The following is a 21,671-nucleotide window of genomic DNA, read 5'->3' as shown; positions in this document are numbered from 1 at the left end:
AACACCTGAATTTGGATGAATAATTAAATAATATAATGGGAAATATACTGTTGCTAGAAGATGGAGTAATACGATGAAACGAACATTCTGAATATTTATTATCATCATCAAAACTCATTTCAATTAAGCCTAACCTTTTCTTATTTATAATAAAAAGACTTATAATGCACAAATATTATATTACATAAAAAAGATCTAGTTAAATAACGAGCAATCCTTTATAATTCAGCGCTTGAAATCCTAAATTTCAATTGTGAATCTATGTAATTTCATGTAGAATTTGCTCTCCTTTTGTTTGGACAGATTCCATAGTCCAAACCAACTATAATAGGTAGTGGTTTAATGAAAACTCTCAGCGCTAAGCCAGCTGAAGTTCAACACGATTGGTACGTTGTTGATGCTTCTGGCAAAACTTTAGGTCGCCTTGCGACTGAAATCGCTCGTCGTTTACGCGGTAAGCACAAAACTTCTTATACTCCCCACGTTGACACAGGCGATTATATCGTTGTAATCAATGCTGAAGAAATTACTGTAACTGGTAAGAAATCTCAAGATAAGAAATACTATCGCCACACTGGTTTCCCTGGTGGTATCCGTGAGACTAACTTTGAAAAGTTAATCGCTCACAAACCAGAAGCAGTTTTAGAAAAAGCTGTTAAAGGTATGTTACCAAAAGGTCCTCTTGGTTATGCAATGATCAAGAAAATGAAGGTTTATGCAGGTACTGAGCATCCACATACTGCTCAACAGCCACAAGTTTTGGACATCTAAGGGATACAGCACATGGCTACTAATTATGGTACAGGTCGTCGTAAGACCGCAACTGCACGTGTTTTCCTATCAGCTGGTACTGGTAAACTCGTAATCAACAACCGTTCTTTAGAACAATACTTCGGTCGTGAGACTGCTCGTATGGTTGTTAACCAACCTCTTGAGCTTCTTGATGCTGTTGGTAAATATGACCTTTACATCACTGTTGCTGGTGGTGGTATTGGTGGTCAAGCAGGCGCAATTCGTCACGGTATTACTCGTGCATTGATCGCTTCTGACGAAACGTTAAAACCTGCTCTTCGTCAAGCTGGTTTCGTTACTCGTGATGCTCGTGAAGTTGAACGTAAGAAACTTGGTTTACGTAAAGCTCGTAAACGTCCTCAGTTCTCTAAACGTTAATTCGTTTACCGAATCGGACAGAAAACCTCGGCATTTGCCGAGGTTTTTTTATGCATATACTTTATTTTTTATTATTTTTATTTGAACAGTCTTTTATTGCATCGATTATACCGTCTGCTGCAACGGACTCTGTGATTATGCAACCATTGTCTTCATAAGTATTAATATTTTTGGAGAATTTATGATCTTTGGGAATAGGAGCATTACAAGGTTTATCTGTTTTTTCGTTTACCATTTTAACTGGCCCATCATTATAAATTGTAACTTTACAGCCTTTTACGACATATTCACGCTCAATACCCCCATAATACGCATCCTCAGAGGCACTTGAAGCTATATCACAAGAATCATTTTCAGAACATGCTGACCCAATATTAACAGTGGCAATCGCATCTCTGGTCGTTTCACAAGTTGGGTCTGCCTGACATGCAGACTCTTCTGCAAGTATCATTACCTCCTCATCTTGCATAGAAGATTGCTTCTTGGCATAAGTATTTGATAATCCCATCATCAAAAAAATGATAATCCATGTTTTTGTAAAAATCCTTAGTCTATTTCTTAATATAATCACGCTGTAATCCCTCTTTTTAACTTTTCAAGTTCACTATCTATCGTTATCTTAGAAAAGTTAAGATGATTTTTATGTCTAATTTTAGTATTCTAGATTATTCACTTTGCATAGCTTTGGACATAATGTCAGTCGAAACTGCACCTCCACAAGGGATTACGTTGTATAGCCACGAGGATGATTTTCGTTCACACTGGATTCGATTTCTACTTGCTGAAAAACAAATAAAATATCACTTGATCATTGTAAGTGAAGATGACGAAGATTTAGCGAGTTTAAATCCTTATAACCAACTTCCGATGCTCATTGAAAATGATCTAAAACTTTTCAATACTACGATTATTTCTGAATATATTGATGATCGTTATCGTCAAAATAAACTCTATGCCGATGCACCTGCACCACGCGCGGAACAACGCCAATATATTTGGCGACTTGAACAAGATTGGCTCAAATTAGCAGATATCATCTTGTGTCATTCAGATACGCTCAAGCCTGCTGAAGCCAAAAAAGCTCAACAACAATTGAAAAATATTCTGATTTCTCTAACTCCCTTGTTTCAGCATTATCCTTATTTTATGTCTGAACATTTCAGTATTTTAGATTGTATGCTTGCACCCATTTTTATTCGCTTAAACCAAATGGGTATTGAGCTCCCCCCACAACAATGCCGCCCTATCCTCCTGTATTATCAACGTATTTTTAAACGTCCTGCCTTTTTAAAGTCCATGACGTTACAAGAAAAAAATCGTTATAGTGCATTGATTACCCATTAAAAATAAATTTTGAGTATTTAACTATGTCTGAGCAAGAATTGAATTTAACCCCTACACGTCCTTATCTAGCTCGTGCAATTTATGAATGGATTTGTGATAACAACCTTACCCCATATTTATTGGTCGATGCCACCCAACCACATACAGATGTTCCAACTCAATTTGTGCAAGATGGTCAAATTGTGCTTAATATTGCGCCACATGCCGTACATCAATTTCATATGAGCAATGATGCCATTCGCTTTTCTGCTCGTTTTAGTGGTGCATCAAAAGATATTTATGTACCTATTTCTGCTGTTTTGGGTCTTTATGCACGTGAAAATGGACAAGGAATGTTCTTTGATCCTGACGAATATGCCAATGTTCAAACCGATGAAGATGCTTTAGAATCTAAAGTAGCTGAAACAGAAGAACAAAGTGTCACAAAGAAAAAATCGACGCTGAGATTACTAGACTAATTTAAATACAACCTGATGGAGTAGCTTATGGCTTTTGATTTAGTACATTATTTTGCAGAGCAGATTAAGATTCAAAAGCCAGCTCTTCTGAGCGAGTATCCTGTTGCCGAACGTAATGCATATATTGAAGAAATAAATATTCTATGTTTAGGTAAACTTATTAGTTTATGGAAAACTGATCAAAATGCTGTTTATCAAGAAATTCAATCGCAAGATCGTCTATATATTCAAGAAATTGCCCGTCATTTAACAACATCTCCTGATAATAAATCAGCACTTGCTAAAAATGATATGGAATCTAGCTATACTGAGATTTTAATTCTACAGTTTGCAGAGTTAAAACAACTCGATACCACAGGAAATTTCGGTCAAAATGGTTTAGGAGAATTGCTCCTTGGACAGATTGAACATCTATCTGGTCATGCCCCTGATTGGGTTTGGTCAACAAACAATCTAAAAGAGCTTATTGGCTCTCAACCTCTAGTAGAAGAAGAGCTATCATTAGAAGATACAATGAAAGAGTTCAATCAAATGGTTCATCAAACAACAGACTTACATGCAACAGCGGATCATGCTGTCACTGAAACAACTTCACAGCCTACTACACCAACTTGGGGACGTATTGCTGAACCTTTAGTTGCTTTGGTGGTTTTATGGGTACTATACAGCGCAGCGCAGCATATTTTCGCTTAATTCAAAATAAATCAAAAAGTGACCTATATGGTCGCTTTTTTTCACGTTCATCCACTCAAAAATGATAAATAAATATATGCCACCAATTTAAGTGATAAATATCACATATTTTACATATTAAACAAATAAATCTGCATTTTTATTAAATTATATTAATAGTACCGAGTAATAATTCTTGATTATAAAAAAATTAATTAGTGATACTGATCAGCTCTGTAGATTTTTAAAAAAATAAACTATAATTTCCTAATACATGACAATCATAATAATTTTTTAAAATATTCACTTACAGTAAAGCGAGCCCATTATGAAAAAACCTAGGTTTAAAGTTATTGATAAACCTGATAAAGTATCTTCTATCATGGCTTCAATTCAAAATCAAAAATCATTTTATGCAGTAATATCAAATTTAAAAATCTACATTATTAATATTTTCTTTATTTTAAAAGTTATTGGTAAACAAAAATGGGATAGTATACTTTTAAAGAAGATTGTTTTTAGGCGATTGTAAGACTAATTAGCGGTATATTCATATAATTTAAAACAACATATTACGTGATGCATTTAAAATTTTATTAGAGTCGTCTTATGAACAATATTCGTATCAATATCGCGATTTCAGGTCTTAGCTCATCATCGACAGATCAACTAAAAATCTGTTTGCGACAAATACTACCAACTGATGTTGGTATTAACTGGAGCAATATTGCGGATCAAAATATTGACTGCTTATTTGTTCATGAGCATTTCTATGATTCAGATCATGTTCAACGTATCATTGTTAAGCAAAATACACCTTACCTCAAAATTTCACGCAATAATCCTCCTCTAGATCAGCCCAATCGAGATACACTCTATTTACCAATTCAAGCAGATGAATTTTTTCAAAATTGGATGACAATCCATGTATTACAAAAACTGGATAGAACATTTTTAGAAGACAATACTTTAGATATTACATTAAGCCAAATTGAACATCCGATTGAGATCGATGAAATTAAACTCTCCATCATTCAGGATTTGTATCAGTATGATACTAGAAAGTTTCATCTGACAGATCAGCAAGGTACACTTGCAATTACCGATCGTCGTAATCATCAGGTATGGCTCGATCCATCAAGAAGTGAAATTCGAACATCAGGTACAGCACATTGTGCCGATGCTGTACTGACTGACTTTGTTAAAGTTTCAAGAAAAAATGCTTATAATCTAGAAAACTGGATGTTCACCTTGGGTTGGAACTCAAAAATCACATCTGAAATGCCACATGAAAATGATTACTATAAATTGAATTATTGGCCACAATTACTTGATGACCAATCAAAGAATATCGTCATTAAACTCTCTGCAAGTTTTATTTTAGGTGCTCAAATTTCAGAAGTCGCCTCTCATTTCGATATTCCTGTTAACACTGTACAGAAATTCATAGCTACGAATATTGTTTTTGACAATGCATTTACCGTATCTGCACAGCAATCTTTATTTAAAAAACAAAATTTAGATGATATTCCACAACAGGAACAAAGTGTAGTTAAAAGCTTTTTTGGTAGACTCAAAAAACGTTTTGGTTTTTAACTAAATTTATGACCTGATTTTTCAGGATAATTTCATGTCTTAAAGAGAAATATTATGATTATTCAACAATATAAAATTGTATTTGCAGGTTCAATGGGGTCGGGGAAAAGTGAGGCAATTAAGTCTTTATCTGAAATTCCTGTACTTGCAACTGAAGTGCTGAACACTGATGATCACAGTCATAAAAAAATGCAAACGACTGTAGGCATAGATTATGGTGAAGTCACTTTAGAAGATGGGACAAAAATTGGTTTATATGGAACACCGGGACAAAATCGTTTTGATTTTATGTGGGGTGTTATTTGTAAAGGCGCTATTGGCACAGTCATTCTCATTGACCATACCATTGAAAATCCGCTCGATGATCTAAAACATTATCTCGAAACGTTTAAACAATATGGTGAAAATATTGCGATTGGTATTACTCATATTGATGAAGAAACATCAAAATCAACTCACCAATACCGTGAATGGTTAATTGAAAATAATATGAATTACCCACTCTTTTTTATTGATGCACGTAAAAAGAATGATGTGTTAATGTTGCTTGAAACACTTGTAACCATTTTGGAAATTAAATATATACAAGGATAATAATAATATGTCAAATACCCTTGAAGGAAGAACAGCCCCAACAGTATTGGTCGAATTTGCTAAATCACAGATTCACCAAGTTTTGATGAATGTCAAAGGTGTTGAATTTATCATGATCAGCTCAACGGATGGTTTTGAGCTTGCAAGTTTATCAAGGGTTAAAGCTTATAACTCAACAAAACTCGCTGCGGTGAGTAGCTCTATTTTAGCCATGGTGGGTGCATTTCTTGGCGAGATTAATCTTTCAGGCTGTCAAAGTATTTCGCTAGATGCTCAAAATGGGCGTGCCATCCTAACCTCTATTCCTACAGAAAAACATCCAATGATGATTGTCACGTTAGTGTCTAAAGATGTACTTTTAGCACAATTACTCAATGGTTTAAAAGACGCGGGCAATGCGATTATGCAATTGGATTATTAATCCATAACCGAAAAAAGCCCCTTATCTGAGATCAAGGGCTTTATATACAAAATTATTCACTTGCTTGAATATTAAAAAGTACCTGCCGTTTTTTCACTTGTTGAGCCGTTTGAGCAATAATCTCATTCACTACACCATCAATATCAGACTTAATTTGTTGCTGAATTTTCATCGCCTCCAAGATCAATAACGTCTGCCCTTTTTCAACCTGATCACCAACATTGACCAAAATTTGAATCACTGCACCATCCATCGGTGCTTTGATTTTGCCATCTCCCACAAGATTGGTTGTTTCTGGCGGTGCATAGGTCATATTTTGAATCGAGACATTGCCATTATTGACATCTAAATAGAGTTGTTGATCTTGCAATGTATAATTTAATTTACGGCGTACACCATTTACCACATACACCACTTGTTGTGCTGTTTGTGAAATCATTTCAATACTTTGAATCTGCCCACAAGTTTCAATACTTAAGCCATTACTATTAAACTCAAGTGATAATTCCAATTTTTGCTCTTCAATTTGCAACTTCAATGGCAATTTTGGACTCAGCCCTGTACTCCAACTTGCTTGCTGTTGAGTCTGGGTAAACAATGCCGCAGCAACCGCAAGATGTTCTAAGCTTAAAGTCTGAACTTGTAAACTCTCATCTGCCTGAAAATGTTGCTGAATAAAAGCGGTATTGGTATCACCTGCAACCACCACAGGGTGACGCAATAGATTGGCGAGGAATTGTTTATTACTGTTTACACCAAGTAAAACACAATCATCCACTGCACGCGCTAAAAGGCGAATCGCGTCTTCACGAGTCTGTGCATAAGCAATCACTTTTGCTACCATCGGATCGTAAAAGGAGCTAATTTCCCCTTGTTGCAATAAACCATGATCAATGCGGACATTGGGTAAATCTGCACCTTGCCAATGTAGTACTTGACCCGTTTGAGGCAAGAAATCTTGACGAGGATCTTCGGCATATAAACGTACTTCAATGGCGTGACCATTCAGTTGTAATTCATCTTGCTTTAACGGCAAAACCTCATGATTTGCCACACGCAATTGCCATTCAACTAAATCAAGCCCTGTCACCATTTCTGTCACAGGATGCTCAACTTGCAAACGTGTATTCATTTCTAAGAAATAAAACTCACCTGATGCATCAAGTAAAAATTCAACCGTTCCTGCCCCAACATAATCACACGATTTTGCTGCTTGTACCGCAGCCTCTCCCATACGTTGACGTAGTTCAGTTGTCATCACTGGACACGGCGCTTCTTCCATCACTTTTTGATGGCGACGTTGAATCGAACAATCTCGTTCAAACAAATAAACATAATTGCCATGCTGATCGCCAAAAACCTGAATTTCGACATGGCGTGGTGCAATCACGGCTTTTTCTAAAATTAATTCCCCCGAACCAAACGCATTTTCAGCTTCAGATCTCGCCGTTTTTAATGACTCCATCAGCTCAGAAGATTGCTGTACAAGGCGCATTCCGCGCCCACCACCACCTGCTGATGCTTTCACCATCAGGGGATAACCAATTTTTTCTGCTTGTTCTGCTAAAAATTCTAAATTTTGTTGATCACCTTCATAGCCTGGAACACAAGGTACACCTGCTTGAATCATAGCAATTTTAGATAAGCGTTTACTGCCCATCAGTTCAATGGCTGCTGACCCTGGTCCAATAAAGGTGATTTGATTCGCTTCACAAGCTGCAGCAAAATCGGTATTTTCCGATAAAAAGCCATAGCCAGGATGAACTGCATCTGCACCCGTTTTTTGACAGGCTTCAATAATTTGATCAATCCGTAAATAAGATTCTGATACTTTTGATGCACCAATATAAACCGCTTCATCTGCTACTTGAATATGACGTGCATTTGCATCGGCATCTGAATACACCGCTACAGTGCAATACCCCATCGCTTTTGCTGTTTGAATGACTCGAACAGCAATTTCACCACGGTTTGCCACCAATACTTTTGAAAAAGCCATGGTTATGATTCCTTATTTGGCTCGTTATTTTTCATTTTTGTCTGCGCTTACATCCAATTTGGTTCACGCTTTTGTACAAATGCCATCGTGCCTTCCATACCTTCCTCACTACTCACCGCGTCTGCAAAAAGTTGAGCAGCATCATCAAGTAAAGTTTTTAATGGCTCATTCAATGTTTTATGTAATAAAGCTTTGGTCGCCCGTGATGCATGTGGTGCTGTACGGCGAATTTGAATCAGAACATCATGCAGTGCTAATTCAAGTGCAACTTCATTTTCAACCACTTCATGCACAAGTCCCATATGCAATGCTTCTGAGCCTTTAAAACGTTTACCTAGCAAAGCCAAACGACGTGTATGAGTCAAACCAATACGTTTAACTACAAATGGTGCAATTTGCGCAGGAATAATCCCTAGCCCTGTTTCAGGTAAACCAAAGGTGACATCTGAACGACTAATTGCCACATCAGAAACACATGCCAATCCAAAACCACCACCCAAAACAGCACCTTCTAAAACGACTACAACCGTTTGTGGTGCTTGATCAACCTGTTCAAGCATACGACCAAACTGACGGTTAAACTCAACATAAGGCTGATTTGAACCTGCATTTGTGGCATCTACACGCAACTGTGCCATATCTTTAATGTCGCCACCTGAGCAAAAGTGCCCATCTTTACCCCGTAAAACTACCGCACGAATACTCACATCATGTTCAATACTGCTAAATACCTGCTGAATGGCTTTGACCATATTCAGGCTCATAGCATTACGACTTTCTGGTCGATTTAAATAAAGCGATAAAATTCCTTCGGCAAAATCCAATTCAATACTGTCATCTAGCTGTAGCGCTGATAATGTCTGTGGAAGAGTCATCGTCATCTCCTTATTTACGCTTAGATGGTAAAATATCCATCAATTTACAAATAATGCCGAGCATGATTTCATCTGCTCCACCGCCTATTGAACCCAAACGACCATCACGATAAAGTTGCGATGCTGGGTTGTCCCACATGAAGCCATTACCACCCCAAAATTGTAGACAACTGTCAGCAACTTCACGGGTTAAACGCCCTGCTTTGAGCTTAGCCATCGAAGCAATTTCGGTGGCATTACCACCATCAATATGAATATCACAGGCACGATAGGTCAGTGCACGTAAAGCTTCAACTTCAGTCATTAACTCGGCAAAACGAAAATGTACATATTGATTATTAATCAGTGGTTGCCCAAATGTATGACGCTCTTTTGTGTATTGAATGGTCTGTTGAATAACGCTTTCTAAACCGCCAATTGCATTGGCAGCCGCCCACATGCGTTCTTCTTGGAATTGCATCATTTGCATCATAAAGCCCATGCCTTCTGCACCAACCAAATTACGTTGTGGCACACGGACATTGTCTAAATATACTTCGGCAGTAGTGGTTGAACGCATGCCTAATTTATTCAGTGGCTCAGAAAAACTTATGCCTTGAGTCTTTGCAGGAACAATAATCATCGACTTATTAACATGTGGTTTGTCATCGGAAGTATTGGCAAGTAAGCAAAAGAAATCGGCTTGGAGTGAGTTGGTAATCCACATCTTACTGCCATTAATCACATAATCATCACCGTCTTTTTTCGCTGTGGTTTTAATGGCTGCAACGTCTGAACCTGCATGTACTTCTGATACTGCTATTGCAGCCACGTATTCCCCTGCAACAGCAGGCGTTAAAAACTCATCACGCAATTCCTTGCTACCAAAACGTGCCAATGCGGGTGTTGCCATGTCCGTCTGTACACCAATAGCTAAAGGTACACCGCCACAGGCAGCACGACCTAATTCTTCGGCAACCACCAAGTTGTAAGAATAATCGAGTCCTGAGCCACCATTTTCTTCAGGCTTACAAATACCCAATAAGCCCAAATCCGCCATTTTCTTAAAAACTTCATGGATCGGGAATTTGCCTTCAGCTTCCCATGTTGGGATAAATGGATTCAATTCAGTTTCAACAAACTGACGTGTTGTACGGCGTAACGCTTCATGTTCTGGTGTAAATTTCATTGTTTTATCCTGTATATACTAATTATTTCCAAAATTTTGTTAGTAGTTTGAGCTTCTTAGACCGTCTACTCCCTCTCTTTTAGGAGATGAGAAGCAAAGCTTCGCAAGGTGAATGCTCTTAAAATTAAAATCGCGATACGCCAAAACGTGTTGGATTCAGTTGACGTTTTGATGCTTCATCAATGGTTTCAAGTAAAAATATCAACACTTTACGGGTATCTCTCGGATCAATAATGCCATCATCATGTAACATTGCTGTATTAAACAAAGCTGTCGATTGTTGTTCTAACTTCATCGCTGTACTTTGTTCCAAAAAATCGAGCATTTGTTCATTTGGCTCCATACCTGAAGCACGTTGTTTCCCTTCCGCCACAATACGAAGTACCTTGCCTGCTTGCGCTGAACCCATCACCGCCACATGAGAATTTGGCCATGCAAATATAAAATCAGGCGACAAGCTACGCCCACACATTGCATAGTTGCCCGCACCATACGACCCTGCAACTACAACCGAAATTTTAGGCACTGTTGTATTGGCAACCGCTTGAATCAGCTTAGATCCATGTTTGATGATTCCGTTTTGTTCCGCATCCGTTCCGACCATAAAACCTGTGGTGTTATGTAAAAATAAGAGTGGACGTTGGGTCTGTTCGCACAAATGAATAAATTGTGCAGTTTTGGCAGCACCATGCGGTGTAATTGGTCCATTATTGGTAATAATCCCCACATGCAAGCCACCCATTTTTGCCCAGCCACACACGGTTAAATCATCATATTCTTGTTTAAATTCTAGAAAATCTGAATCATCGACCAAACGGGCAATCACATCTTTCATATCAAAAGGTTGTTTCGGATTATTGGGAATAATGCCAAGCAACTCCTCTGTCGCATAACGAGGTTCTTGATATTGCTTTTTTGTTGTATTGACCTGCTCTTTCCAATTTAAATGCTCAAAAACTTCACGAGCAATTCGAATACCATCGGCATCATTTTCCGCCAAATATTCTGCTGTTCCTGCTACTTGCGCATGCATTTCCGCACCGCCCAACTCCTCTGCCGTTGCCACTTCACCTGTTGCTGCCATCAATAACGGTGGCCCTGCAAGAAGCATTTCCGTTTGCTTACGAATGGTAATCACATAATCAGATAAACCTGGTTGATATGCACCGCCTGCCGTTGCGTTACCATGTACAACCGACAATTGTGGAATACCTGCCGCAGACATACGTGCTTGATTGGCAAAAGTCATGCCGCCTTGAGTAAAGACTTCTGCTGCATAATTGAGGTTTGCGCCTCCACTTTCAGACAACGTCAGCATCGGAAGTTTTTGTTCTAAAGCAATTTTTTGCAGACGTAAGGTTTTATGTACCCCCATTGGCGATATTGTTCCGCCTTTAATGGCACTATTACTTGCTGAAACCAAACAACGCACACCGCTGACAAAACCAATTCCTGCAATAATGCCACCACCCGCTTCTGAGCCATCTTTATCATCATGCATTTGGTAACCGACCAATCCGCATAATTCAACAAAAGGAGAATTGGCATCAAGAACTAAACGGACACGTTCATGCGGTAAAATTTTACCTTTTTTATCAAACTTGGATTTAACCGCATAAGACTTCTCAAAACTCTTATTCTGTACGGCTTTCACTTCATCGAGTTGGCTGAGCATATGGGCTTTATTTTGCTCATATTGTTCACTGCCCACCGCAATTTCAGATTGTAGAATGGTCATCTTCTTTTAGTCCTTGTCCTTATTTGGAATCTTGTGCTTCTTTGCCAAGCCCATCTTTTAAAACATCGGGAATAAATGCACGATGAAAACCATTAAACGAATGGCTATTTTTAGCATCGGCAAGCGGATACATACGAGTACCTTGTGATGCTGCACCATCAATCCGAATGGTCATTCCAGAAATAAAATCTGCGGCATCTGATAGTAAATAACAAATGGCAGAAGATACTTCTGACTCTGTCCCCATCCGTTTGAGAGGTACGTTGCCTGCTAAACTTGGGATAATAAATTTGGCAAAGTCACCTGAATAATTGTCCATTCCTGATGAAATAATCCACCCAGGTGCGACACAATTCACTCGTACGCCTGCATGTCCCCACTCCACTGAAGCGGTTTTGGTCAAATTGTCTACGCCTGAACGTGCAGCACCTGAATGTCCCATTCCTGGCATACCGCCCCACATATCTGCCGCCATATTGACAATATTGCCACCATGTTTCGACATCCATTGGTTATAGGCTTCTTTCATTAGATAAAAGCTAGAATGTAAATTGTTGCGTACCACGGCATCAAAACCATTGGCAGAAATACTGTCTAAGCCTGAGGGAAATTGCCCTCCTGCGTTATTCACTAAACCATCCAACTTGCTATATTTTTCGATAACCTCTGCAATCATATCTTTGACTTGTTGCTCTTCGCGGTTATCACACACAATGAAATGGACTTTGCCACCATCTTCTAAAATTTCAGCACTTACATTTTGTAGTTTTTCAATTTTACGTCCTGTAATGACCACTTGTGCGCCCAAAGATGCCAATTCATGCGCTGTACAACGACCAATGCCTGAGCCACCACCTGTGACAATAATGACTTTATCTTGAAAAGCATCTGATCTAAAGATTGAGTTATATTGCATTTTTTATTTCCAATTTGTTTTCTTTGATTTCCATAGCTCCCTCTCCTCATAGGAGATGAGAATCCTCAGAAGATATTCTGAGTTCGCAAGGGTGAGGTGTTTTTAAATAAAAAAAATCCCCCTAAGTCCCCCTTTAAAAAGAGGGGACTTTCATATTCTCTACTAATTCCCAATCAATCCCTTCGGCACTTTCACAGGCATATCCAACAACTGTTGTGCAAAGGCTTTACCTTGTGGGTCGATGCGTAAACTGGCAATTCCCCCACCACCTAAAGCATTTTCCAATAGAATATTTAAGGCATTAAGCCCTTCAATTTCATAGCGAATAATTTTGCTTGTTTCAGGATTAAGCACGTGTTGCATATATTTCGTGACATTCTCATCGGTTAAATTGGCACGAATCCATGGTAAAAACTTAGGCTGACGTGCAATCACACCAATATTGCTGTGATTACCTTTATCACCACTACGTGCATGGGCAATATCAACCAATGCAATCTCAACTTCATCACCTGTAAATTGAGCAACTTCACCGATTGGTAGTTGTGTAAATGACTGCTCTGCTGAACCTTGAGGAATTACGACTTTTTGACGTTGACCATTGATGTCTATTTCAATATTTAGTTTTGATTTATCAGCAAGGAATGAAAAAAGTTTAATCACTGGTGATGCTTTTGGACGACCACCAACTATACCCGCCAAGGCAGGTGCCATCCCTGTAGAGGCTTGTGCAATTTCCGAAGCAAAGAACATACATGCTTCTTTAAACATATGTTTAACTGCGATTTTCACTACAACTTCACGACTGTCTGTATGACGAGCATTTGCACCATAAGTACTTTCAATGCCGAGAATTTCAACCGATTTTTCTTGAAATGCAGGGACAGAACGCAAAGCTAAAACACGTTCACACTTCGTCAATATTGCATCAGCAATAACTTGTGCTTTGGCAGGTGCTTCACGCCCTGCAATTAAGAAACTAACTAAGACACGATAACCATCAGGATAGGTTGCACTGACTTTATATTGTTGTGTAGGCGCACGACCTGTTGCACCCGTTACCGCAACACGATGCTCACCGACTTGTTCCAATTTTACTTGGCTAAAATCACAGCTTACATCGGGTAGTAAATAGGCTTGAGGGTTGCCAATTTCATAGACAATTTGCTCTGCAACCGTTGCTGTTGAAACTAGACCACCTGTGCCATTTGGTTTTGTTACAATGAACGATGCATCTTCTTTTACTTCGACTATGGGGAAACCCATATTGTCAAAGCCTTCAACTAAACGCCAGTCGGTAAAATTTCCACCTGTACATTGCGCACCACATTCAATGATATGCCCTGCCAATGAACCTTGCGAAAGCTTGTCATAATCTTCGGGCGACCATTTGTACTCATGTAATAATGGTGCTAATGCCACCGCAGAATCTACAACACGACCTGTGATGACAATATCTGCACCTGCATCTAAAGCATCACGAATGGGAATCGCACCGAGATAAGCATTACAGCTTGCCAAATGATCTGGTAAATCCTCACCATTAAACATTTCTTTGATGTTTTGGTTTTTTAGTTCAGCTTGATTTGGCATCAAGTCATCGCCTAAAACCACAGCTACTTTAAGATCTAACCCTTGTGCTTCAATGACTTTTTGCAAAGCATCACGACATGCCAACGGATTTACACCGCCTGCATTACTAATCACTTTAATTTTTTTATCACTGATTTTTTTGATCAATGGTGCCATGACACGACTGACAAAATCCAAGGCATAACCATGTTCAGGATTGGTCATCATAGCCTTTGCCATAATCGACATGGTGATTTCTGAAAGGTAATCGAAAACGAGATAATTAATATCGGACAAATGCACCAATTGGAAAGCTGCCGTATTGGTATCTCCCCAGAAACCAGAAGCACATCCAATTTTGACAATACGTTGATCTTCCATTTTCACACCTATTTCGTGATGAACTTATTTTGCTTATTGTGAATAAAATTTATACTTCATTTTATACCAAGCAAGCGCTTGGTTTGTAAAGTGCAAAATGTTATGCTGTAATGACCAATGTGTTCAATCTACACATCATCACCTTATAAATATTTAAATTTTGTAGGAAATATCTAAAAAATGATTGCTGCTTCTATCAATGATATTCAACCGATTGCCTGTTTCGATTACAGCCCTAAAGGTCGTCTATTGCTTGGTGCAGCTTATCTGTTTCACAAGCAAGGCTATGCGAAAACAACAGTTCGAGAATTAGCAAATTTCATTGGTATTCAGTCAGGTAGCTTATTTCATCACTTTACAAGCAAGGATGATATTCTTGCCAATGTGATGAAACAAACCATTATTTATAACCATGATCGTCTTTTAGATGCCATTCAACAATCAGATGATCCTGAACAACAACTGAAAAATTTAATCAAAGCTGAGTTAATTTCCATTACAGGAGATACAGGATCAGCAATGGCTGTTTTGGTTTATGAATGGCAAGCTTTATCGCAAGAGCGTCAAAATGAATTACTCAAAATGCGTAATGCTTATGAAGACATTTGGTTTGAAGTGATTCATCAGTTACGTAAACTTGGCAAAATTAAGCATGATACTTTTATTTGGCGTCGTTTAATGGGTGGTGCGATTGCTTGGACGGTGACTTGGTATAATCCAAATGGTAAAATAAGCATAGATGAATTGACGGAAATAGTATGGGAAATGGCTATAAGCCACTAAAATTAAATCAATTATTACAATAAAATTATGCTCTCATTCAAAAAGAGTAATAAGGTTAATTTAAAAAAGATCAGCTTTAAACATCATGTTATGATGAAATTTCAAAACATTTTTATAAATTATTTTAACTAAAACATATAAATTAATAACTTTACCAATAGGAATGACATGAAAAATACCTATGAAAATTTAAAAAATAGCTTGATCACACATAATATTTTTTTTCAATCATCAGGCGCAGAACGATTTAAAAATACCGATGAACTTAATTATTTAGTTGGTGCAAAAATAGAACCTTATAGTGCATTTATGGTTGGCAATCACTTATGGGAAATGGGCGCTTTTTCCTACTCATGGTCAAAATTTTCAATAAAAACTAAAATTGGTAGATATTGTTCAATTGCAGCAGACGTAAAACTCATGGGGTTCAGACATCCATATGAATGGTTAACCACATCTTCAACAACTTACGATAAAAATTTTATTATTTATCAAAAGTTTTTAGCAGATACGCAAACTGAACAACATGCACGAATTTTACCTCGAACAAATCAAGAAGGCTTAAATATCGGACATGATGTTTGGATTGGTGCCCGTGTGGTGTTAAAACAAAATTTAAATATAGGCACAGGCGCTGTCATTGCTGCAAATTCTGTTGTCACCAAAGATGTCCCTCCTTACGCTATTGTTGGTGGAAATCCTGCAAAAATAATTAAATATCGTTTCAGTGAAACACATATTCAAAAATTATTAGCATTACAATGGTGGAATTACGCATTCACGGATTTTCAACAATACGACATTACCAATATTGAAACATTTATCGATCAATTTAATGACAATATTGAATCTCTAACTCCCTTAAATTTAACTCCACTTATTCTAAAATAGAAAAATAAGTTAAATTTTTGAAAATGCTTAACTTACCAAAACACCTCAATTGAATGCTGATGAAAGTGTATTTTCTAAAATACACTTCAATTCTGAAAATAAAGATTTAACTGATTTTAATCGCAATCAAAATCCTAATTGACGGCTCGCTAGATCCTTCATAATTTCTTCCGCTCCACCACCAATCATATTCACTTTAACATCACGGTAGATCCGTTCAGATTTAATCCCTCGCATAAAGCCCATACCACCTAGTGTCTGCACAGATGCATCGGCACAAAATTGCATAGTTTGTGTCGCAACATTTTTCAGCATACAAATTTGTGCAATCAATTCACTACCCTGCATATCAGCTCGTCCTAAACGGTACGCTGTATCTTCAAGCAAAGCCAAAGTCGTGGTTAAACGTGTCGCCATGTCTACCAATTTATGTCGTACCACTTGATGATCAACCAAGCGCTTGCCAAACGTTTTTCGTTGCTGTGCCCACTCCAAAGCTTCCTCATAACAGACCAATGCAAAACCATAACTACTTGCCGCAAGGAAAAAACGCTCCATGTTGAAATTATTCATGATGACTAGGAAGCCCATATTTTCTGCACCCAGTAAATTTTTCGCAGGGACTCGTACGTTATCAAAATGTAAATGTGCGGTATCTGAAGCCCACCACCCCATCTTATCGAGTTTAGATTTGGTAATACCTGCACTATGCGCATCAATTAATAACATTGAAATACCATTAGGCCCTTTGGCCTCAGGATCAGTTCGCACTGCTACGGTGTAATAATCGGCACGAATACCCGAGGTAATAAATGTCTTTTCACCAGTGACAATATAGTCATCACCATCACGAACCGCTTTGGTTTGTAATGCTGCAACATCTGAACCACCTGTCGGCTCAGTAATGGCTAAAGCCGAAATTTTTTCTCCCGATAAAATTTTCGTCAGTACAGCTTGTTTAATTTCAGCCGAGGCAAAATGATTAATCGGGGGGGCACCAATTGAATGTGATAATAGTGATGCACATAACCCACCTGATCCTGTTTTTGCAAGCTCAATGGATGATAACAACACATGAAAGGCATCTGTCCCTGCTATGCCACCATAATTTTCATCAAAACCTAAACCAAGCAAACCAATATCCGCTGTTTTTTGATAAAGCTCGCGTGGAAAGGTTTCAGCTTCCTCCCATTCATTAATATGTGGCATCAATTCTTTTTGGACAAATTTACGAACGGAATCTGCAAATGCAAAATGTTGATCTGTATAGTAAATTGGATTAGGTTTCATTATTTTCAGCATCCTTACGTTTTTGTACGAATCATTCAGAAATCTATACTGACAGATTTTTAGGCTTTTTAAGTTGCAGAAATCATCTTTTAAAACAAACTAATTGTTATTTTTAGTCAATCAAAAAATCAACAATCTACCATCTTTAATGCATTCTCGATGATAAAACTACGCTAGACTAAGAGTAATATTTTTCACTATTTATGTTTTAAATTCATGATGACACTGGATCAGTTTTTAGCACGATTTAACACTGCAACACTGCAACGCAGTATCAGTTATGTCGGAAAAATTGATTTTAAATCACTCGAAATGTATCAAGATCGCCAAAATATTGTGGTTGAAGCACGTATTATAGGAAGCTATCGTTATGATACCACCCTCATTTTTAGCCCATTGAAACAAGCGATTATTGACACTGATTGTAGTTGTCCTGTCGGATATGATTGTAAACATGCAGCGGCTTTAGCCCGTTATTTTTATGATCGACAAAATTTAGAACAAAGTAATCTCAATCAACCTCAGCAAAATTCACAACAACAAAACCATCACACTGCAAAAGTATGGTTAGATCAATTTAAACAACAATTGGCTCAAGTTAAAACTGAATTGCAACATCAACTTATTTATGTGTTTCAGCCAAAAAATAATAGCCAACAACTACACATTAGTATTTATAAAGTACGACGTACCAAAGATGGGCAAATTCGAGATACGACACCTTATATTAGTTATGATAATGTTCTCAACGAACGCTTAAAAGTAAGTTCTGAAGAAAAAAAAATCTTTAGCCATTTGTATTTTTTTGCCAAATTAAATTTTCCAAATGCACATTATTATCCACCAACATGGGATATTTCAGGCATTTACCAAGAACAGCTCAAAACTGCGATTCAAAGTGGTACTTGCTATGCACTAAATACGACACATCCGATATTAACTTGGTCTGATCACAACTATCAGCTTGAATTCAATTGGCAAGCTCATCCTCAAAATAAGACTGAAAAACTCACAGCACAATTCTTTGATGCACAGCATGCCCCCCTTTCAATAGAACATTGTCAGCAAATTTATATTATTCATTCTCATCCACTTTGCTATTTAGATACACTCAATAATCAAGTGGGTATGCTTGAATCATCTTATTCAAGTGAAATGATTAATGAATTGATGGATATGCCACAAATGCCTGTGGAAATATTGGCTGAATTTAAACAAACGATTCAGCCTTACTCTGCTTTTGCTTATTTACCACAGGCACAATCTATACTCAATATACCAACTCAAACTGGAAAGCCGGCACCTATTTTAAAGTTCGGTTATTTTTCACAATATGATCGTTTAGGACAGATGCATCATTATGCGATGGCTGAAATTGAGTTTGAATATCCAGCGGGCCGTATTAAAAAGGGTTCTCCCGATCATTATTTTATTGCTCAAGTCAATGAACAAACTGTGCGTCAACAGCGTGATTTAGCCTTAGAAAAAGATGCGATTGACACCCTAAAAGAAGCCATCCCATCATTAAAGTGGCTCACTCAAATCACTAAGAGTAAACGTCCTGCTTTTGATGATGTCACCGAAAATTCAATTGTTTGTGCAAATCCTAATATTTGGATCAACCAACTGATTCCTAAAAATAAAATTGCCCTACTCGGGTGGCAAGTTGATCATCATAAAAATAGTTTATTTAACTTAAATGCCACGCATAATTTACAATTATTATTAACTGAATCTGATCAAAAACAAGATTGGTTTAATGTCGGTGCAACCATTCAAGACAGCCAAGGTCAAACCTACAATCTCATCGAACTGCTTGGCTATGTCATACAGTCCAATCCCCATTTACTTGAAGATCAATATATTGATCAACTTAAAGAAGATGAGTTTTTTCTTGTTCCTATCACTGAAAATGAAACACAACTTGCACTCAGTATCAAAGATATCAAGCCCATTCTAAGCTATTTAAAAGATATTTTACGTTATCCGAAATCAAACGCAATTGATCAATATGAAGCTACACAACTCTTAAATTTAGAACATCATTTAGGTATGCCTTGGCACAGTAATGAACGTTTAAAAACCTTTGCACATAAACTACAAACAAGCTATCAACAACAGATTGCCACACCACAAGGTTTTCAAGGTGAATTGCGTCATTATCAACAACAAGGTTTGGCGTGGTTACAGTTTTTACGTGAAACTGAGCATGGTGGCATTCTTGCCGATGATATGGGCTTAGGTAAGACGGCACAGACACTTGCACATTTACTCATTGAAAAACAAGCAGGTCGATTAGAGCAGTATCCTGCTCTCATTATTGCCCCTACATCTTTAATGTATAATTGGCGTAAAGAAGCTGAAAAATTCACACCTGAATTAAAAGTCTTAGTACTACAAGGTCATGATCGTCAAAACTTCTTTGACCAAATCTATGATGCCGATATCATTCTCAGCACTTACCCACTTTTAGCCCGTGATGAAGAGTTTTTCTTATCTCATCAATATCATATGCTCATTTTAGATGAGGCCCAAAACATTAAAAATCCACGAGCTAAAGCATCACAAGTTGTCCGACAACTTAATGTAAAACATCGACTTTGCTTAACAGGTACACCTATGGAAAACCACTTAGGTGAACTTTGGTCATTATTCCATTTCTTAATGCCTGGCTTTCTCTATAGCCAGGATGTTTTTAATAAAACATATCGCAAACCAATCGAAAAAAATGCCGACCTAAGTATTAAAAGTAAGCTCATTTCTCGTATTAAACCCTTCATGTTACGCCGTTTAAAAACTGAAGTTGCCAAAGAGCTTCCTGAAAAAACCATGATTGAAGTCAATATTGATTTGAATGAACAACAGTCCAAACTTTATGAGGCTGTTCGTGCAACCATGCAAAAAAATATACGTGAGCTAATTGCAACTAAGGGCTTTCATCGTAGTCAGATTCAAATTCTCAGTGCGTTACTGAAACTTCGACAAGTCTGCTGTCACCCTGCACTTTTACAATTGGATAATGTCAAAAATCAAAATATTGAATCAGCAAAATTAGACCACTTATTGCAAATGGTTCAAGATATGGTTGAAGAAGGTCGTAAAATTTTGATTTTTTCACAATTTACAACAATGTTACAAATTATTGAAAACCAATTAAAAATACTCAATATTCCAACAGTTAAACTGATAGGACAAACGAAAAAACGTGATCAAGTCATCACAAAATTTCAAACTGGAGATATTCCTGTTTTCTTAATTAGCTTGAAAGCAGGTGGTGTTGGTTTAAACCTCACCGCTGCAGACACAGTTATTCATTATGATCCTTGGTGGAATCCTGCTGCTGAAGATCAAGCCTCTGATCGTGCTTGGCGTATTGGCCAAAAAAAACCAGTCTTTGTTTATAAATTAATTACTAATCAAAGTATTGAAGAAAAAATACTTGCTTTACAAAAAAACAAAGCTAATCTAACCCAATCTATTCTCAGTATTGATCATGAAAATGAAGTTAAATTGTCTGAAAATGACGTCATGAGCTTATTAGATTAAGACCTTATAAGTTCATTAAATACTCAACAATCTGTTGCTGATCGGCCATTTCAGCGAGCTGTAGTGCTGTATATTCACTTTTATAATGTGCATCTGCGCCTTGCTGAATAAGTAATTGAACAATCTCGAAATAACCATTTTCAGCGGCTGCCTGCAATGTACTATAGCCCTTTCCCCTGACAATAAAAAACACCCTCTGTCTTATGACAGAGGGTGTTTTAGATTTAAAAGCTGGCGATGACTTACTCTCACATGGG

20 protein-coding genes and 1 pseudogene are annotated in these 21,671 nt (G+C 37.6%); 12 read left to right on the top strand and 9 right to left on the bottom strand.

The annotated features are described in order from the left end of the window. The first annotated feature begins 342 nt into the window (after nt 1-342). Nucleotides 343-771 carry a 50S ribosomal protein L13 gene (gene rplM / locus ACK2M2_RS08655; protein WP_409511103.1) on the top strand — a complete coding sequence of 143 codons (429 nt, stop codon included), beginning with the start codon at nt 343-345 and terminating at the stop codon, nt 769-771. A gap of 12 nt (nt 772-783) precedes the next feature. After that, nucleotides 784-1,170, top strand: coding sequence for a 30S ribosomal protein S9 (gene rpsI / locus ACK2M2_RS08650; protein ID WP_409511102.1), 387 nt, complete (start codon nt 784-786; stop codon nt 1,168-1,170). A 61-nt stretch (nt 1,171-1,231) separates the two neighbouring features. Here rpsI and ACK2M2_RS08645 read toward each other — a convergent pair. Next, nucleotides 1,232-1,513 (bottom strand): annotated as a pseudogene (locus tag ACK2M2_RS08645) (hypothetical protein); the annotation flags it as partial. Between the two features lie 350 nt (nt 1,514-1,863). Between ACK2M2_RS08645 and ACK2M2_RS08640 the strand changes: the two are divergent. The 7 genes from ACK2M2_RS08640 to ACK2M2_RS08610 all read left to right on the top strand — a co-directional run bounded on the left by ACK2M2_RS08640 (nt 1,864) and on the right by ACK2M2_RS08610 (nt 6,255). Continuing rightward, entirely contained in the window at nt 1,864-2,514 is a 651-nt protein-coding gene (locus ACK2M2_RS08640; protein ID WP_409511101.1) for a glutathione S-transferase N-terminal domain-containing protein, read from the top strand. Nucleotides 2,515-2,537: 23 nt separating this feature from the next. Next, on the top strand, nt 2,538-2,972 hold the full coding sequence (locus ACK2M2_RS08635; RefSeq protein ID WP_409511100.1) for a ClpXP protease specificity-enhancing factor: 435 nt from the start codon (nt 2,538-2,540) through the stop codon (nt 2,970-2,972). A gap of 27 nt (nt 2,973-2,999) precedes the next feature. Then, entirely contained in the window at nt 3,000-3,665 is a 666-nt protein-coding gene (locus tag ACK2M2_RS08630; RefSeq protein WP_409511099.1) for a hypothetical protein, read from the top strand. Between the two features lie 307 nt (nt 3,666-3,972). Next, complete coding sequence (locus ACK2M2_RS08625) at nt 3,973-4,176, top strand: hypothetical protein (RefSeq protein WP_409511098.1); 204 nt, start codon at nt 3,973-3,975, stop codon at nt 4,174-4,176. Nucleotides 4,177-4,253: 77 nt separating this feature from the next. After that, nucleotides 4,254-5,240 (top strand): hypothetical protein, encoded by a 987-nt coding sequence (locus ACK2M2_RS08620; RefSeq protein WP_419347544.1) that lies wholly within the window; start codon nt 4,254-4,256, stop codon nt 5,238-5,240. Nucleotides 5,241-5,294: 54 nt separating this feature from the next. After that, nucleotides 5,295-5,834, top strand: a complete 540-nt coding sequence (locus ACK2M2_RS08615) for a GTP-binding protein (protein WP_409511096.1) — start codon at nt 5,295-5,297, stop codon at nt 5,832-5,834. Nucleotides 5,835-5,841: 7 nt separating this feature from the next. Next, on the top strand, nt 5,842-6,255 hold the full coding sequence (locus ACK2M2_RS08610; protein WP_409511095.1) for a roadblock/LC7 domain-containing protein: 414 nt from the start codon (nt 5,842-5,844) through the stop codon (nt 6,253-6,255). 52 nt (nt 6,256-6,307) lie between these two features. On the opposite strand, the gene ACK2M2_RS08605 is transcribed toward ACK2M2_RS08610, so the two are convergent. From ACK2M2_RS08605 to ACK2M2_RS08580, 6 genes are all read right to left on the bottom strand, one after another. After that, complete coding sequence (locus tag ACK2M2_RS08605; protein WP_419347540.1) at nt 6,308-8,254, bottom strand: acetyl/propionyl/methylcrotonyl-CoA carboxylase subunit alpha; 1,947 nt, start codon at nt 8,252-8,254, stop codon at nt 6,308-6,310. Nucleotides 8,255-8,301: 47 nt separating this feature from the next. Beyond that, on the bottom strand, nt 8,302-9,129 hold the full coding sequence (locus tag ACK2M2_RS08600; protein ID WP_419347538.1) for an enoyl-CoA hydratase/isomerase family protein: 828 nt from the start codon (nt 9,127-9,129) through the stop codon (nt 8,302-8,304). Nucleotides 9,130-9,139: 10 nt separating this feature from the next. Next, on the bottom strand, nt 9,140-10,297 hold the full coding sequence (locus ACK2M2_RS08595; protein ID WP_419347535.1) for an acyl-CoA dehydrogenase family protein: 1,158 nt from the start codon (nt 10,295-10,297) through the stop codon (nt 9,140-9,142). Nucleotides 10,298-10,421: 124 nt separating this feature from the next. Next, entirely contained in the window at nt 10,422-12,035 is a 1,614-nt protein-coding gene (locus tag ACK2M2_RS08590) for an acyl-CoA carboxylase subunit beta (RefSeq protein ID WP_419347534.1), read from the bottom strand. Nucleotides 12,036-12,054: 19 nt separating this feature from the next. Next, a complete protein-coding gene (locus ACK2M2_RS08585) occupies nt 12,055-12,951 on the bottom strand; it encodes an SDR family oxidoreductase (protein ID WP_419347531.1) in 897 nt (298 codons plus the stop codon). A 162-nt stretch (nt 12,952-13,113) separates the two neighbouring features. Further along, nucleotides 13,114-14,904: an acyclic terpene utilization AtuA family protein gene (locus ACK2M2_RS08580; protein ID WP_419347528.1), complete on the bottom strand. Its 1,791-nt coding sequence runs from the start codon at nt 14,902-14,904 to the stop codon at nt 13,114-13,116. Between the two features lie 180 nt (nt 14,905-15,084). Here ACK2M2_RS08580 and ACK2M2_RS08575 point away from each other — a divergent pair, with 180 nt between their 5' ends. Together ACK2M2_RS08575 and ACK2M2_RS08570 are read left to right on the top strand one after the other, a co-directional pair. Continuing rightward, nucleotides 15,085-15,687 carry a TetR/AcrR family transcriptional regulator gene (locus ACK2M2_RS08575; protein ID WP_419347525.1) on the top strand — a complete coding sequence of 201 codons (603 nt, stop codon included), beginning with the start codon at nt 15,085-15,087 and terminating at the stop codon, nt 15,685-15,687. A gap of 168 nt (nt 15,688-15,855) precedes the next feature. After that, on the top strand, nt 15,856-16,578 hold the full coding sequence (locus ACK2M2_RS08570; RefSeq protein ID WP_419347523.1) for a CatB-related O-acetyltransferase: 723 nt from the start codon (nt 15,856-15,858) through the stop codon (nt 16,576-16,578). A 126-nt stretch (nt 16,579-16,704) separates the two neighbouring features. Here the strand turns inward: ACK2M2_RS08570 and ACK2M2_RS08565 are convergent, their stop codons facing one another. After that, nucleotides 16,705-17,868, bottom strand: coding sequence for an acyl-CoA dehydrogenase family protein (locus ACK2M2_RS08565; RefSeq protein WP_409511086.1), 1,164 nt, complete (start codon nt 17,866-17,868; stop codon nt 16,705-16,707). Between the two features lie 216 nt (nt 17,869-18,084). Here ACK2M2_RS08565 and ACK2M2_RS08560 point away from each other — a divergent pair, with 216 nt between their 5' ends. Next, entirely contained in the window at nt 18,085-21,414 is a 3,330-nt protein-coding gene (locus ACK2M2_RS08560) for an SNF2-related protein (protein WP_419347520.1), read from the top strand. A gap of 4 nt (nt 21,415-21,418) precedes the next feature. On the opposite strand, the gene ACK2M2_RS08555 is transcribed toward ACK2M2_RS08560, so the two are convergent. Continuing rightward, a partial coding sequence (locus ACK2M2_RS08555; protein WP_419347517.1) for an ankyrin repeat domain-containing protein occupies nt 21,419-21,671 on the bottom strand: 253 nt, incomplete at its 5' end.

The sequence above is a fragment of the Acinetobacter sp. TY1 genome (assembly GCF_048551395.1).
GTDB lineage: Bacteria > Pseudomonadota > Gammaproteobacteria > Pseudomonadales > Moraxellaceae > Acinetobacter.
The sequence above is the reverse complement of the archived record's forward strand: the minus strand, read 5'-3'. Positions and strand labels throughout refer to the sequence as shown.